The organism is Clostridium sp. NSJ-49 (assembly GCF_014287725.1).
Taxonomy (GTDB): domain Bacteria; phylum Bacillota; class Clostridia; order Clostridiales; family Clostridiaceae; genus Clostridium; species Clostridium disporicum_B.
The window spans coordinates 1-15,451 of sequence record NZ_JACOOP010000029.1 but is presented as its reverse complement, the minus strand read 5'-3'; the positions used below and the strand labels follow the sequence as shown (position 1 = coordinate 15,451).

The 15,451-nt window shown below is 28.1% G+C and carries 14 protein-coding genes; 11 read left to right on the top strand and 3 right to left on the bottom strand.

Annotated elements, in window-relative coordinates; translation table 11 throughout:
• Window positions 1-23: 23 nt before the first annotated feature.
• Both H8S10_RS11115 and H8S10_RS11110 read left to right on the top strand, forming a co-directional pair.
• Window positions 24-473, top strand: a complete 450-nt coding sequence (locus H8S10_RS11115) for a DUF523 domain-containing protein (RefSeq protein WP_055265932.1) — start codon at window positions 24-26, stop codon at window positions 471-473.
• A complete protein-coding gene (locus H8S10_RS11110) occupies window positions 474-1,490 on the top strand; it encodes a hypothetical protein (RefSeq protein WP_186838914.1) in 1,017 nt (338 codons plus the stop codon).
• A gap of 48 nt (window positions 1,491-1,538) precedes the next feature.
• Here H8S10_RS11110 and H8S10_RS11105 read toward each other — a convergent pair whose 3' ends face one another.
• On the bottom strand, window positions 1,539-1,703 hold the full coding sequence (locus H8S10_RS11105) for a hypothetical protein (protein ID WP_186838913.1): 165 nt from the start codon (window positions 1,701-1,703) through the stop codon (window positions 1,539-1,541).
• Window positions 1,704-1,725: 22 nt separating this feature from the next.
• A complete protein-coding gene (gene glmS, locus H8S10_RS11100) occupies window positions 1,726-3,552 on the bottom strand; it encodes a glutamine--fructose-6-phosphate transaminase (isomerizing) (protein WP_055265929.1) in 1,827 nt (608 codons plus the stop codon).
• A gap of 960 nt (window positions 3,553-4,512) precedes the next feature.
• Between glmS and H8S10_RS11095 the strand changes: the two genes are divergently transcribed.
• The 9 genes from H8S10_RS11095 (at window position 4,513) to H8S10_RS11055 (ending at window position 14,442) form a co-directional block, all read left to right on the top strand.
• Entirely contained in the window at window positions 4,513-5,100 is a 588-nt protein-coding gene (locus H8S10_RS11095) for a 50S ribosomal protein L25 (protein ID WP_186838912.1), read from the top strand.
• A gap of 111 nt (window positions 5,101-5,211) precedes the next feature.
• Window positions 5,212-6,939 (top strand): phospho-sugar mutase, encoded by a 1,728-nt coding sequence (locus tag H8S10_RS11090; RefSeq protein ID WP_055265924.1) that lies wholly within the window; start codon window positions 5,212-5,214, stop codon window positions 6,937-6,939.
• Window positions 6,940-7,177: 238 nt separating this feature from the next.
• A complete protein-coding gene (locus H8S10_RS11085) occupies window positions 7,178-8,269 on the top strand; it encodes a hypothetical protein (protein WP_186838911.1) in 1,092 nt (363 codons plus the stop codon).
• An 18-nt stretch (window positions 8,270-8,287) separates the two neighbouring features.
• The gene (locus tag H8S10_RS11080; protein WP_186838910.1) at window positions 8,288-9,034 is read left to right on the top strand and encodes a WecB/TagA/CpsF family glycosyltransferase; all 747 of its coding nucleotides are present in this window, start codon (window positions 8,288-8,290) and stop codon (window positions 9,032-9,034) included.
• Complete coding sequence (gene murJ / locus H8S10_RS11075) at window positions 9,021-10,559, top strand: murein biosynthesis integral membrane protein MurJ (RefSeq protein ID WP_186838909.1); 1,539 nt, start codon at window positions 9,021-9,023, stop codon at window positions 10,557-10,559. The genes H8S10_RS11080 and murJ overlap by 14 nt, the downstream gene beginning before the upstream one ends.
• 3 nt (window positions 10,560-10,562) lie before the next feature.
• Window positions 10,563-11,837 (top strand): glycosyltransferase, encoded by a 1,275-nt coding sequence (locus H8S10_RS11070; protein WP_186838908.1) that lies wholly within the window; start codon window positions 10,563-10,565, stop codon window positions 11,835-11,837.
• A gap of 5 nt (window positions 11,838-11,842) precedes the next feature.
• Window positions 11,843-13,000: a glycosyltransferase gene (locus tag H8S10_RS11065; RefSeq protein WP_055265916.1), complete on the top strand. Its 1,158-nt coding sequence runs from the start codon at window positions 11,843-11,845 to the stop codon at window positions 12,998-13,000.
• Between the two features lie 2 nt (window positions 13,001-13,002).
• Entirely contained in the window at window positions 13,003-13,635 is a 633-nt protein-coding gene (locus H8S10_RS11060; protein WP_055265914.1) for a cyclodeaminase/cyclohydrolase family protein, read from the top strand.
• A 24-nt stretch (window positions 13,636-13,659) separates the two neighbouring features.
• Window positions 13,660-14,442 carry a hypothetical protein gene (locus tag H8S10_RS11055; protein WP_186838907.1) on the top strand — a complete coding sequence of 261 codons (783 nt, stop codon included), beginning with the start codon at window positions 13,660-13,662 and terminating at the stop codon, window positions 14,440-14,442.
• A gap of 69 nt (window positions 14,443-14,511) precedes the next feature.
• Here H8S10_RS11055 and pdaA read toward each other — a convergent pair whose 3' ends face one another.
• Window positions 14,512-15,255, bottom strand: a complete 744-nt coding sequence (gene pdaA, locus H8S10_RS11050) for a delta-lactam-biosynthetic de-N-acetylase (protein ID WP_231071846.1) — start codon at window positions 15,253-15,255, stop codon at window positions 14,512-14,514.
• Between the last annotated feature and the right edge of the window lie 196 nt (window positions 15,256-15,451).

Here is a 15,451-nt window from a genome sequence, read left to right as displayed (position 1 = left end):
GTAGTATATTGGAGGGATATTGTATGTATTTAATTAGTGCTTGTTTATGTGGTGTAAATTGTAAATATAATGGTGGTAATAATTATTCTAAATATTGCGATGATTTATTTAAAAGTGGTAAGGCAATACTTATTTGTCCTGAACAATTAGGGGGATTACCTACTCCTAGAGTTCCTAGTGAAATGAATAATGAAGCTGAGGAAATATTAAAAAGAAGAGGTAAAATATTAACTAAAGATGGAAGGGATGTTACAGAAGAATTTGTAAAAGGCGCAAAAGAAGTTGAAGAAATTGCTAAAAAGCTTAATATAGAAGGTGCTATATTAAAAGATGGTAGTCCTTCGTGTGGTGTTAATTATATTTATGATGGGACTTTTAAGGGAAATAAAATAAAAGGTAGAGGTATTACTGCAGAAATTTTAGTTCAAAACGGAATTTCTGTTATAAGTGAAAATGATATAGGAGGAAAATAGATGGGGATATTTGATTTTTTCAAAAATAAAGAACATAAAAGAGTAGAAGATGAAGAAAAAATAGAATATATAAATGAAGAAGATAGTTATGGGGAAAATGAAGAAATAAAAACAATAGAAAGCATCCAATATAATTTTAAAATAGAGGAAAGTTTTGATGAAATAAAATCTAAAGAGGTAGAGCAGAACTTTGAAGAAATGTCTCCAGAGAGATTAGATTATATAATCACTGAAGAAATTTTAAAAGTAATTGAAAACTATACAGATTTTGATTCTGTACAAGACACTGTTAAAGAAGCTACAAGAGCCATTGGTGTAAGAAACGTTGAGCATGTTAAAGATTATTTAAAGGGAAGAGTATCAAAACCACAAAGATGGAAGATGAAATATGAAGAATTAGGACAATGGGGTAGGACGGTTGAAAATGCGGTTCTAACCATTTTATATGGATTTGGTGAGGATGGTGTTGATGAGTTATTAAAGATATCTGTAATGCCGTCAGAAGTAAGCTTTAAAGCTATTAATTTGCTTTGTAAGCTTGCAGCAAGAGATATTGAAAGACAAAAAATTATTGATTCAATAATATATATTATGAAACCATTAAGAGAAGATGAAATTATTAGAGTTTTAACTTTCTTATCTCAAATTAAGAATAGTGCAAAAGTAGATAGACTATTAGAGTTATATTATAAAAAATATTTATTAGATAATAATTTAGAATATGCTTATGATACTGTAATTAATAGAATTAATTTAAGAGGAAGTTATATAGAAGATGAGCTTATATTTTTTAAAGTGTTAGCTCTTTATGATGGAAAATTAGACGCAGATTTAATACTAAAAGGTGAAAAAGGCATTATAGATTTTACTAATGTGCCAGACGATATTAGAGTTAAAGCAGCTGTAAGTTATTATTCATTAAATAAAGATGATAATGAAATAAATTATAGATTATTGTACTTAAAAGATAACTCTTTAGATTTAGAATTACGAAAGTTTTTATCAACTGTAATTTAATAAAGAAATATGAAAATAGCTAGAGATTTTATCTCTAGCTATTTTTATCTATTTAGATAAAGTTAATAAACTTTCTAAGTCAGCAATTATTGTTTTAATTAAATCTATTTTACCTTGAGCATAATCTTTTTCATTTAGAAGATTAATATATTGGTTCATTAATGCTTCGGTTTCTTTATATTGGTTTAAAAGTCTCAATACCTCTTCGTGCATTTTAATACCTCCAACAAAACAACTACTCAACTGTTACAGACTTAGCTAAATTTCTTGGCTTATCAACATCGCAACCTTTTTGTTTAGCTATATAGTATGCAATAAGTTGAAGTGGAACTACACTTACAAGCGGTGTTAATAAGTCTATAGTTTTTGGAATATAAACTAAATCATCACAAACTTCTTTAGCTATAGTATCACCTTCATTAACGACAGCAAATATATTACCACCTCTAGTAGATACTTCTCTAACATTACTAATCATCTTATCTTTTAAGAATTCTTGTGTTAAAAGAGTAATAACAGCAGTATCTTTTTCTATTAATGCTATAGGACCATGTTTTAATTCTCCAGCAGCATATGCATCACAATGAATGTAAGATATCTCTTTTAACTTTAATGAACCTTCCATTGCAACTGCATAATCTAACCCTCTACCTAAGAAATACATATCTTTATGGTTATAGTGTGATGATGCAAATTTTTGTAATGAATCTTTCATAGTAAGAGCTTTTTCTATTTTATCAGGAATTTGTAATAATTCAGACTTAATAGTTTCAATCTCTTCATCACTTAAAGTGTTTTTTAATGATGCAAAATATAATCCAAGAATATAGAAAGCTGCTAATTGAGTTACATATGCTTTTGTTGAGGCAACTGCGATTTCAGGTCCAGCTAAAGTATAGAATACATCGTCAGCCTCTCTTGAAACAGATGAACCAACAACATTAGTTATTGCTAATATTCTTGCACCTTGTTTTTTCCCATCTCTTAATACTGCAAGTGTATCAGCAGTTTCACCAGATTGAGAAACTACAATTATTAAAGTTTTATCTGTAATCATAGGATCTCTATATCTAAATTCTGAAGCTATATCTACTTCTACAGGGATTTTTGCCAGTTTTTCAATAACTGTTTTACCAACTACACCAGCATGGTAAGCAGTACCACAAGCTACTATATATATTTTATCAAAGTTTTCAAGATCTTCTTTAGTGAAGGTTATATTATCAAGAGTAATCTCTTTATTTAATGATATTTTACCTAATAAAGTATCTTTAACAGCTCTTGGTTGTTCATGAATTTCTTTTAACATAAAGTCTTCATATCCACCTTTTTCAGCTGCATCTACATTCCAAGTAACATGATAAATTTCTTTATCTATCTTTTCGCCTTCCTCAGTTTTAAGCTCTACACCATCTTTTGTTAAAATAACAAATTCCTTATCCTCTAAAAGATAGACATTTCTAGTGTAATTTAAAACAGCAGGAATATCTGAAGCTATAAAGAATTCATCTTCACCTAAACCAACTATTAATGGACTATCTTTTCTTACTGCGATAAGTTTATCAGGTTCATTTTTATTTATAACACCTATGGCAAAGCTTCCTTCTAATTTTGAAGTTGCTTTAACAACAGCATCAAATAAATCACCATCATAATAAAAATCTATTAAATTTGGTATTACTTCTGTATCTGTTTCAGAGAAAAAAGTATATCCTTTAGAAATTAGCCACTCTCTTAATTTAATATAATTTTCTATTATTCCATTATGAACAACACTTAAAGTTACATTAGCATTAGAGTGTGGATGAGAATTAACATCAGATGGTTCTCCGTGTGTAGCCCATCTTGTATGACCGATTCCAATATTACCGTTTATAGGCTTTTCATTTAAACTATTTGCAAGATTTTGAAGACGACCTTTAAACTTTCTAACTTCTATTTCTCCATCGTTAATTACTGCAATACCTGCAGAGTCATATCCTCTATATTCTAATTTTGATAAACCTTCTACTAAGACAGAAGAAGCCTGTCTTTTTCCTACATATCCAACTATTCCGCACATAAATTTAATCTTCCTTCCTATTCTCTTATAATAATTAAGTTATAACTATTGTTTTCAAAAAGGGTATAAAATCCCTATAAATCCAAAACCAATAGGTGGTTTTAACACCAAGTTAGTGTTGTCCTACAAATCACTTCATAGATTTACTAACTGTTAACGGTAGTGCGATACCGTGGGGCACCCGCCGAAGAATTCGATACTCCCCATCCTCGTCAACTTAAGTGAGATCCTAAATCTTTGATTTAGTTGGTGGAAATTACTCCTACTGTATAGGAGTTTCCCACAACCTAAATAAATCTCTGATTTGGTTAGGCGAACTTACTCCTACACAGTAGGAGTTTCCTATTCAATCTAACAAATCTTTAATTAGTTAGATGAACTTACCTGATTTTTAGCTGAAATTTTTATATGAAAATCTTAGATTCAGTTCGCCTATATCACTCGGCATAAGCTGAGCGGCTTAAAAAATCCAAATCTACGATTTTTCATCTTACTAATTTTATTTATTAGTAAGGATTATCACACTTAAGTTCTGGCGCTTTTTATTTTTGTGATAAAAATTAAACTCTATAATATTGTCCTCCTTTCTTTGAAAAATTATTTAACGACTTAATTCTATCATAAAAATTATTTTTGTCTAGAATAAATATTTCAAAAATTGGAATCTTAATTATAATATAGTACAAAATTTGCAAGTTGTTACATGAAAAAAATGATGAAAAAACTCAATAAAAATATCATTATATTTTATAAATAGTTTTTTATAAAAAATTTTCAGTTTATTAATGTTTATATGGATTGATTAGATAAAACTTTAAATGAATGGAATGAAGTTCAGTAATTAGAGGAATTTATTCATAGAAATATATTGTTTTTTTGGATAAACGTAAAAGAAATGAATAAAAGATAGATTTTTTGTTAAGAATATTCAAGAGAGTTTTATTGATAGGAGGAATTATTTTGTCAAATTTAGAATTGAAAATAAGAGATAAAAATATACCAAATAGTGCAAAGAAATCTAGAAAGAATGGGAATATTCCTGGAGTGCTATATGGAAAAGCAATAAATAATTTAATGTTTGAGGTTGGAGACTTAGAATTTATACATGAAATATCTTCAACTGGTGAGCATGGAATAATTGATGTACTTTTAAATGGAGAAAATCATAAAGCTTTAATTAAAGAGATACAAAGAGACCCTGCAACAAATAAAATTATTCATTTAGATTTAGAAGAGTTAAAAGGTAAAGATAAAATTGTTTCATCTGTACCAATACACTATGTTGGAGAAGAATATATAAATCGCAGAGGAACAGTATTACAAAAGGAAAAAGATAGCGTAAAAATCGAATGCAATGTAGATTCTTTACCAAAATTTATAAATCTAAATGTTGGTGATGGAACAGTAGGTTCTGTATATAAGCTTGGAGATTTAGAAGTTGCATCAGAAATATCAATTTTAGATGATTTAAATTCAGTTGTAGCAGCAGTTAGTTATGAAAGAAAAACTGTTTCAGATGATATGGATGCAGTAGAAGAAGCAGAATAAAATTATGGAGTATGAGCTATAGCAATAATTGCTAAAAAAGCTCATACTTTTTATTTGAAAATTTCCAAAAATGTTATATAATATACAAGATAACATTTAGGAGGTATAAGTATGGGATACAAAGAAAAGTATAATTTATGGTTAAACTCAAAAGACATAAATGAAGAAATTAAGGAAGAACTAAGAAGTGTTACTAATGAAAAAGAAATTGAAGATAGATTTTATAAAGATTTAGATTTTGGTACTGGTGGATTGAGAGGGATTATAGGAGCTGGTACTAATAGAATGAATGTTCATACAGTGTCTAAAGCAACACAAGGATTTGCAAATTATTTAAATAATTCATTTGAAAATCCATCTGTAGCAATAGCATATGATTCAAGAAATATGTCAAAGGAATTTGCTGAATCTGCAGCATTAACACTTTGTGCTAATAATATAAAGGTATATTTATTTGAAAGTTTAAGACCTACACCAATGCTTTCATATACAGTTAGACATTTAGAGTGTAAGGGTGGAATAGTTATAACTGCTTCTCACAATCCAAAAATATATAATGGATATAAAGTTTATGACGAATTTGGTGGACAAGTAACTGATGAGAAGGCTAACATAATAATAAATGAAGTAAACAATGTTTCAGATTTTAGTCAAATCAAGATAATTACTAATGAAGAAGCAGTTAATAGTGGACTTTTAGTATATATAGGAGAAGAAGTTGATAAGGCTTATATAGAAGAAGTTAAATCATTAACTATAAGAAAAGATTTAGTAGCTAGCAAAGCCAAGGATTTAAAAGTTATATATACTCCAATACATGGTAGTGGAAATATGCCTGTAAGAAGAGTTTTAAAAGAGCTTGGATATGAAAATGTTGAAATTGTTAAAGAACAAGAGATGCCAGATGGAAACTTCCCAACAGCACCATATCCAAATCCAGAAGATCCAAAGGTGTTTAAATTAGCTTTAGATATGGCAAAAGAATCTAATCCAGATATAATCTTTGGAACTGACCCAGATTGTGATAGAATAGGTGTAGTTGTTAAAGATAGTAAAGGTGAATACCAAGTATTAACTGGGAACCAAACAGGATTATTATTAAGTAACTATATATTATCAGCATTAAAAGAAGAAAATAGACTTCCTGAAAATGGAGTTATTATAAAGACAATAGTTACTTCTGAAGGAGTAAAAGAAATAGCTAAAGCTTATGATATTGAAGTGATGGATGTACTTACAGGATTTAAGTATATTGGTGAAAAGATAAGAGAATTCCAAGAATCAGGAGATAAAAAATATATCTTTGGATTTGAAGAAAGCTATGGATATTTAGCAGGTGAATTTGTAAGAGATAAAGATGCAGTAATAGCTTCTATGTTAATTGCAGAAATGACTCTTTATTATAAAGAAAAGGGAATGAGTCTTTATGATGCCCTAATAGATTTATATAAAGAATTTGGATTCTTTAAAGAAGATTTAATTTCTATAGAACTTAAAGGTAAAGAAGGTCAAGAAAAGATTGCTGCATGCATAGATTCTTTAAGAAACTCAACATTAACTGAGGTTGACGGAGTTAAGGTAAACACTAAACTAGACTATAGATTAAGCAAAGAAGATGATTTAGTTAATAATACAGAAAAAGTAATCAACTTACCAAAATCTAATGTTCTTAAGTTTATACTAGAGAATGGTTCATGGTTTGTTGTAAGACCTTCAGGTACAGAACCAAAAATGAAAATATATCTAGCTATTAAAGGTAATGGATTAGAAGATTCTGCTGAAAAATTAACTAGATTTAAAGAAAGTGTTATGACTATAGTTAATGAAAAGTTAGTTTAAATTGAAAACTGAATTTTTATATTAGTTATTTAAAAATAACTAGAAGTTAAAAATAAAAGCTACTGGGAAACCGGTAGCTTTTATTTAATTTAAGAAATAAGACTGTTAACTATATTGGGGATAATTAAGAGAGGTTAATAAATAAAAGAACAAAAGATTCACTTTATGGTTTTATTTGAAAGTTTTATAGGAATAATGTATTATGATAAAGAAATAATCTACTAGAGGAGTGTAATATATGGATTATAATGCAATGATTAAAGAAAAATTAGGTAAACTTTTATTTTTAGAGATAAATATTAAAGGATTTAAAGAAAATATAGGTATCCCTGAATATGTTACATTGAAAAATAATGAATTATATATGCCAATAGATTCAAAATATATAAGTTCAAATATACAAAATGAAATAAAATTAAAGAATATTCCTATATATTGTTTTATTGAAGGTATGTTTACTGCTATAGGCTGTGATGAAAACTTAAGATTTAATGATGACTATGAACTAATTTTAGATTACATAAAAGATACAGAAACTTGTATAAAATCTTTAATAAGCAAAGCTATAGAAAAGGATGAGCTTTTAGAGGGATATCTTTTACTAAAAGGTTATTATAGATATTCAAAGGATTTAGATGTTTATAAAAAGCTTTTATTAGTAGGAGAAGCAATAAGAGAAAAGGATAGCTCATTTAGTGAAATACTTATGGGGGATATAGAGTATGCAGAAGAAAGGCTTTTAAAGATAACAGAAGGTTACTTATATAAAGCTATGATATTAAAGGAAAAAGGTGAATTTGAAGCAGCGAGAGTAGCATTAAATGAGTATTTTAATAAAGGTGGAAAAGAGACTGAAGAAATAAAGATTTTAAATCAAGATATTAATAATATTGCTGATTATGAAAAAGCTATAGCTTTACTAGAAAATAATCCAACTAAATCTATAGAGATTTTACTTAGCTTATGCAATGAGTTTGATGAGAATCCATTGATTTACTACTATTTAGGAATAGGATTCAGAAAGCTAGAAAATTATGACAAAGCGATTTATTACTTAGAAGAGAGCATAAGAAGAGAAAGTGGTATTTTAGAGGTGGTAGTAGAACTTGGTCTTAACTATGCTTGTATTGGAGATTATGAAAAGGCTATTGGATTATTTAAAAAAGCTTTTGAAGTATCAAGGGATGTAGAAATTTGTACAAATATAATAATGTGTTACTTAAATATAGGAGATATGGAAAATGCTAATCTTCATTTAGAAATTGCTAAGAAGCTTAATCCTGAAGATGAAATAGTTAAACAAATAGAGAACATTATAAAAAATAAGTAATTTAAAGAGGAATGTTATATGATAGAAAATAGAGAGGGATATATAGAGATTTTAGGGTATAAAATTTTTTCTGGAACTAAAAAAGAATGCTTAGATAAGGTCTTTTCCTATGAGAAAGTTCATGTTATATCTGGTAATCCAGAGGTGCTATACACAGGACTTAGAAATGAAAAGTTATTAGAAAATTTTAAGTCAAATAAAGCACTTATTATTCCAGATGGGGTAGGAACACAAATTTCAGGACGGATTTTGAAAACACCAGTAAAAGAAAAAATTGCTGGAATAGAATTAATGAAAGAAATAATTAAAAGATGTAATGAGAATGGTGAAGGAGTTTATCTTTTAGGAGCTTCACAGGATAGCTTAGATGCTTGTAAAGATAAACTTTTAGAAGAGTACCCACAGGTAAAAATAGTTGGTGCTAGAAATGGATTTTTTGATATTGAAAATGCAGATGAAATTATAAATGATATAAAAGATAAAAAGCCATTAGCATTATTTGTTGCTATGGGATGTCCAAGACAAGAGAATTTTATAGTTAAGTATATGGATGAGCTTCCAGTGAAGATTTTTATGGGTGTAGGTGGAAGTTTTGATGTAATAGGTGACAAAGTAAAAAGGGCACCGAGGTGGATGATTAATATAGGGATGGAATGGGCATATAGAGTTATAAAAGAGCCTTTTAGAATTAAAAGGCTTGGAAGTATTCCTAAGTTCTTATGGCTTGTTGTGAAAGATAGAGGAACAAGTTATGAAGGGAAATAAAATTTTTAAAGCAACCTTTGTTGTTATGATTGTTACTTTACTTAGTAGAGTTTTAGGGATGGTTAGAGATATCTTGGTTGCATCTAATTTTGGAGCTGGAGTGTATACTGATGCATATAAAGCGGCTGTTTCTATTCCTGATAATCTATTTACTATTATAGGGCTAGCAATATCAACTGTATTTATACCGATGATAAGTAAAGTTAAATACGAAAAAGGTAAGGAGGAAATGTTTAAATTCTCTAATAATATAATAAGCATTCTCTCAGCTATTTCGGTATTGCTTTTAGTATTTGGACTTATATTTACAAAAGATTTAGTTAAGATTGTAGCAACAGGTTTTGATCAAGAAAGAATGGATTTAGCGATTACATTAACGAAGATTAGCTTAATCAATTTATTATTTTTATCGATAAATGTTTGTTTTCTTTCTATGCTTCAGGTTTGTGAAAAGTTTATTTTACCTTCGATTTTAGGATTATTCTTAAATTTACCTATGATAATTTATTTAGTTTTATTTAAGGATATAAGTATATTAGGGTTAACTGTAGCTAATGTAATAGGAAATGCCTTACGTGTAGTAGTTCAAATTCCAGCCCTTTACAAGGAAGGCTATAGAATTATTCCTCATATAAATTTAAAAGATGAGAGGATAAAAAGAGTACTGATATTAGTTGTGCCAGTAATTATTGGAGCTGGAGCTAATTCGTTAAATATGATAGTTGATTTAAATATATCTTCAACTTTAGATGTAGGGTCTATGTCAGCTTTAGATTATGCTCAAAAGATTATAGTATTTATTAATACGGCCATTACAACGTCGATCGTATCTGTATTATATCCTGTTATGAGCAATAAATTAAACGAAGGTGATAATGAAGGATTTTTAACATATTTATGCAAATCAATAGTTATAATATCTCTATTATTAATTCCAATTGCTTTTGCAATAATACTGTTAAATAAAGAAATAGTTACAGCTTTTTATGGAAGAAATCAGTTTGGAGCTAGTGCGATTACATTAACATCTATAGCTCTTTTAGGTTATTCAATGCAAATCCCATTTTTAGGAGTACGTGATATATTAAATTCATCACTATTTTCAATGCAAAAAACGAAGATAACGACTATAAATGGTGTTATAGGAGTTGTAGTTAATATAGTTTTAAGTATAACATTATCGAGAAAAATTGGACTTTTAGGAGTAGCTATAGCATCTTCTATTACGTCAGCTGTAACTGCAATTTTACTATTCTATTCCACTAAGAAGGTTATAGGAAACATTGATTTAAGAGATATGTTAAAAAGCTTATCTAAGATTACTATATCTGCATTTATTATGATATTTATAGTGAAGATAGTTAATGATTTCTTAGGTATTAGTAATCCTTTTATGGTCTTAATTATAGATGGTGCTATTGGTAGTATAGTCTTCTTTACAGGATGTATTGTACTAAGGGTTAAAGAGTTAAAAGAAATATTAGATATGCTGCTTAAGAAGTTTATAAGAAAAGAGGTTAGATAGGATATGAAGATATTATTTATTGCTTGTTATTCTCCTTTGATAAATAATTCTGCGTCTATAGAAACATTACAATATTTGAATAACTTAGCTAAAGATAATGAAATTGATTTATTAACAGTAAATTTTCCTGAAAATTCGATTTATTATGATGAGTATATTTTAAATATGCTAGATAAGAAAGTTAATCTTCATATTATATCTGGAGGTAAGATTTTCGAAAAGATAATGCCTAAAAAAACTCTTAATAAAGATGAAGATAATAATGCCTCAAATAAAAGTAGTTTCTTAAAGAAGAATTTAAAAAAGGCAAAAGCTATAGTTGCTGTACCTGATATGTACTTAAATTGGGCTAGGAGAGCATCAAAGTATGGAATTGAATTAGTGAAGAAGAATAATTATGATGTTATTTTTTCGATGCATGAACCACCATCAAGCCATATATGTGCTTTAAAAATAAAAGAAAAGTTTAAAGATATACCATGGGTTACATATTGGAGTGATCCTTGGCTTAAAGATTCTACAAGAGAAGGTATTGGAAGTATAAGAAAGAGCATCGAAGGACGTTGGGAAAAGATGGTGGTTGAGCTTTCAGATAGGTTTATTTTTGTAACTAAAGCTAATAGAGATGATTATGTTAAAACATATAATATACCAATAGAAAAAACTTACATACTTACTAGAGGGTATGATAGTAATTCTTATAGAGATATTAAAGCTTTAGGAATTCCAGAGAAAATAGATAATTTTAAAGTGAATTTTGTTTATGCGGGTGAAATTTTTAGTAAATTAAGAGATGTAAATCCATTTATAGATGCTGTAAATCAAATTAAAGAAAAAGATATTGAATTATTTAACAGTCTTAATATTTTATTCTTTGGGAATATAGATGACAAATCAGTAGAGAGTAAATTAAAATCTGTAGAAAATGTAAATGTATCACCGAGAATTCCTTATAAAGAAGCTTTATCTTATATGTTAAATAGTGAAGTGTTACTTTTATTTGGAAATAAGAATTCTAAACAAATACCAGCAAAAATTTACGATTATTTTGGAGCAGAAGGTAGAATATTTGTAATACTAGGAGACGAAAATGATCCTATAAAAGATGTAGTATTAAATAATGATAAATGTATAGTTGTAAATAACAATGAAGATGAAATCATAGAAGGTATAAATAAAATTATTGAGTTGGTTAAGGAAAATAAATTAACTAAACCACTAAAAGAATATGAGTGGGCAAATATTTCAGAAAGATTAAATAAAATATTAAGGGGGTAGACAATATGCATATAATGTTTATACCTTCTTGGTATGCAAATGAAAGAAATAAGGTTCATGGCAGTTTTTTTAAAGAACAAGCATTAGCACTACAAAGTAAAGGTGTTAAAATAACAGTAGCTTATAATGAGATATGGCCACTTACATTAATAAATAAGGTTAAAGAAAAAAGTGGATTATATTTTAATATAGAGGATAACTTAAGGACGTACAGATATAAGAATTATAATTTTATTCCTAAAAGTCCATTGATGTTTAAAGTATTCAATAAAAGAATGGAAAAATTGTTTAAAGAGATTGAAAAAAAAGAAGGTAAAATTGATATAATTCATGCACAATCATCATTATGGGGTGGTATTAGTGCTGCATATTTATCGAAAAAGTTTAATGTCCCTTTAGTTATAACAGAACATTCATCTGTTGAAAGAGGTCCTTATATAAGAAAAAGCTATATTCCATGTATTGTTGATTCTTATAATACTGCGAAAGAATTAATAGCAGTTGGAAATGGGCTGAAGAGAGAATTAGAAGAATTAACTAAACGTGATGATATTAAAGTTATAGGTAATTTAATTCATTTTTCTGATTTTCAATTAAAAGATAGAAAACCAAATGATAAGTTTATATTTTTTTCCTTAGCTTTTCTTGAAGGTGAAAAAGGATTTGATACTTTAATAAAAAGTTTTAGTAAAGCATTTAAAGACACAAATAACTGTGAATTAGTTATAGGTGGAGATGGCAGTCAAAGAGAGTGGTTAGAATTGTTAGCTAATAAAGAGGGAGTTAGTAATAAAGTAACATTTCTAGGTGCATTATCAAGACATGATGTGTCTAAGTGGATGAAGCAGGCTGATGCTTTTGTATTACCATCTAGATATGAAACTTTTGGTGTTGTGTATATAGAAGCTTTAGCAAGTGGAACCCCTGTTATTGGAACCTTTAATGGTGGAGCAGAGGATATAATAACTAAAGATAATGGGTATATAGTTAATGTTGATGATATTAATGCTTTAGCTAATGCTATGGAGAAAATGGCTATGAATAAAGATAAATTTATCCCAGAAAAATTAAGAGAAGATTGTTTTAATAGATTTAATCCAGATGTTATTGCAGATAAGATAATATCTGTGTATAAAAATATCATAAAAGAAAGTGAGTTTTAGCTATGGATTTTAAACAATATAAAATAGATGAGTTTATAGGGGATTTAGCAAGTGATTTATCATCACCAGGAGGGGGAAGTGTTGCTGCTTTAGTAACAGCTTTAGCTTCTGCATTAAATTCTATGGTGTATTCATTTACTATAGATAAAAAAACTTTTGAAAGTCTTAATCAAGAAGAGAAGAAAAAAATGATAGAGCTATCAGAAGAAAGTAAAAAACTTATACAAGAGTCGTTAACTTATATGGATAAGGACAGAGAAGCTTTTACAAACCTTATGGATTGTTATAAGTTGCCTAAAGAAACAGAAGAAGATAGAGATATAAGAGGTAAAAAGATATTAGATAATACGATATTATCTATGAACGTTCCCTTAGAACTTGCTGAGAAAGCTATAAAATTTTATGATAATATAGAATTTGCTATAAAATATGGAAATAAAAACTTGATATCAGATGGAATTGTTGCAGCGATTCTTTTACATAGTTCTATTGAATCTGCTATAGTTAATGTAAAGGTCAATTATTTTAGTATAAAGAATAAAGAATCTGTAAGTTTTGTTCTAGATAGGTGCAAAGAACTTATGAATGAATCTTTAGAAAGAAAAAATAAAATAGTTGAGAGTTTTGAAGGCTAAACTAAGGTTTTTAGGAGAGAAGATATGAGTTTACTAATAAAGGTTGAAAAGGCTGTAGATCTTTTAAAAACTAAGTGTTTGATGAAGTTCAAACAAAGGATATATAGTGGTAAGAAATATAATATTAAATACCTATTTGAAGAAAAAAAAGGCTCAAAAGATTTATTGATTGTTTTTACGGCTTGTACAAAAGTTGGTCAAAAGGCAAGATATAATTATATTAAGACTTTAGAGGAATTTAAATGTAATAAACTTTTTATTTTGGATGATTTTGGGTTTGATGAAAGAGGAGCTTATTATTTAGGAAAAGATAGAGATTTCGCTATAGAAAAAGATGTGGAATCTTTAATTAATGATATTTGTAAGAAAATAGAACCTAAAAAAGAGTTTTATATTGGGTCAAGCAAAGGTGGATATGCTGCACTTTACTTTGGAGTTAGAAGAAAAGATACTTATATTGTAGTTGGTGCTCCACAGTATAACTTAGGTAATTATTTAAATTTACCTGGGCATACAGAAATTCTTAAGTATATTATGGGAAATTGTAACCAAGAATCTATAAGTATATTAAATGAATTATTAAAAGAGGCATTAATTAAAAATAAAGAGAATAAAAATAAGATTTTTCTTCATTATTCAGATAAGGAAGAGACTTTTGAATCAGACTTAAAACCACTTATAGATGAATTAATAAACTTGAATTATGAGAGTGAATTTGATTTAGAACATTATGAGAGTCATGCAGAACTTACTAAATATTATCCTCAATATATAAAAAAGATACTAAGTAAAAATCTTAGTAGATGAAAATGTGATTAATAGTTTAAAAATCTCCTTGTATTTTGCAAGGAGATTTTTGTTTGTTATATTAATATTTTAAGGAAGTTGATCTAAAGATTTAAATTCATATCCATCGGCTCTTATTTGATCTATTACAGCACCTAAAATATTTGTATTTGTTTTAGAAACTGCATGTAATAACATTATGCAACCAGGGTGGACACCGTTTGTAATTTTCTTCATAGCGTACTCTTCTGATGGTTGCTCGTCTTTTAGCCAATCTTTATAGGCAAAGCTCCAAAAAATACTTTTATACCCTAAATCTTTTGTCATCTTTAAAGAGTTAATTGAATATTTACCCATTGGAGGTCTGAAGAATTTAGGCATATCTGTGCCAACGACTTCTCTATAGGCATCTTCTACTTCAGTAAACTCGCTTTTGAATTTTGAAGGATCTGTTATAGATGCCATTGATGGATGGTGAGAAGAGTGATTACAAACTAAATGGCCTTCGTCAGCCATTCTTTTAATTATTTCTGGATTTTGAGTAATATACGGCTTTACTACGAAGAATGCCGCTGGAACACCTTTTTCCTTTAAAATGTCTAATATTTTTTCAGTATAACCATTTTCGTATCCTTCATCAAAGGTTAAATAAATAACTTTACTCTCTGTATCACCTAGGTAGTAAGCATCATAATCTTTAAGAATATTTACAGATTCTTTTGGACCTTCAGGAAGTGTATCCTTACCTCTATTTACAAAATACCAATTTAGTTCAGAGTTTTCTGGGACAACACTAGCATTTGCAGTATATGCAAATGTTGATGTTAAAGTTATTAATAGTGTTGGAATAATTTTTCTTATTAATTTTTTTGAAAACGTCAATATTATCACCCCTTATAAATTATTCATTATAGGGTTAATCATATTTCTTAACCCTTATATATCAAGGCCTTTATGGCCAAGATTTTTTATATCACTCAAATTTTTCAGTATCATTTTTGCTCCTTTGGATAAAACTAATAGCATATAC

Bases quoted from the DNA above. Each gene is read 5' to 3' on its own strand.
- glmS (WP_055265929.1), bottom strand. From the start codon at position 3,552: ATGTGCGGAATAGTTGGATATGTAGGAAAAAGACAGGCTTCTTCTGTC.
- H8S10_RS11110 (WP_186838914.1), top strand. From the start codon at position 474: ATGGGGATATTTGATTTTTTCAAAAATAAAGAACATAAAAGAGTAGAA.
- H8S10_RS11085 (WP_186838911.1), top strand. From the start codon at position 7,178: ATGGATTATAATGCAATGATTAAAGAAAAATTAGGTAAACTTTTATTT.
- H8S10_RS11060 (WP_055265914.1), top strand. From the start codon at position 13,003: ATGGATTTTAAACAATATAAAATAGATGAGTTTATAGGGGATTTAGCA.
- H8S10_RS11115 (WP_055265932.1), top strand. From the start codon at position 24: ATGTATTTAATTAGTGCTTGTTTATGTGGTGTAAATTGTAAATATAAT.
- H8S10_RS11055 (WP_186838907.1), top strand. From the start codon at position 13,660: ATGAGTTTACTAATAAAGGTTGAAAAGGCTGTAGATCTTTTAAAAACT.
- H8S10_RS11070 (WP_186838908.1), top strand. From the start codon at position 10,563: ATGAAGATATTATTTATTGCTTGTTATTCTCCTTTGATAAATAATTCT.
- H8S10_RS11065 (WP_055265916.1), top strand. From the start codon at position 11,843: ATGCATATAATGTTTATACCTTCTTGGTATGCAAATGAAAGAAATAAG.
- H8S10_RS11090 (WP_055265924.1), top strand. From the start codon at position 5,212: ATGGGATACAAAGAAAAGTATAATTTATGGTTAAACTCAAAAGACATA.
- H8S10_RS11105 (WP_186838913.1), bottom strand. From the start codon at position 1,703: ATGCACGAAGAGGTATTGAGACTTTTAAACCAATATAAAGAAACCGAA.
- H8S10_RS11080 (WP_186838910.1), top strand. From the start codon at position 8,288: ATGATAGAAAATAGAGAGGGATATATAGAGATTTTAGGGTATAAAATT.
- murJ (WP_186838909.1), top strand. From the start codon at position 9,021: ATGAAGGGAAATAAAATTTTTAAAGCAACCTTTGTTGTTATGATTGTT.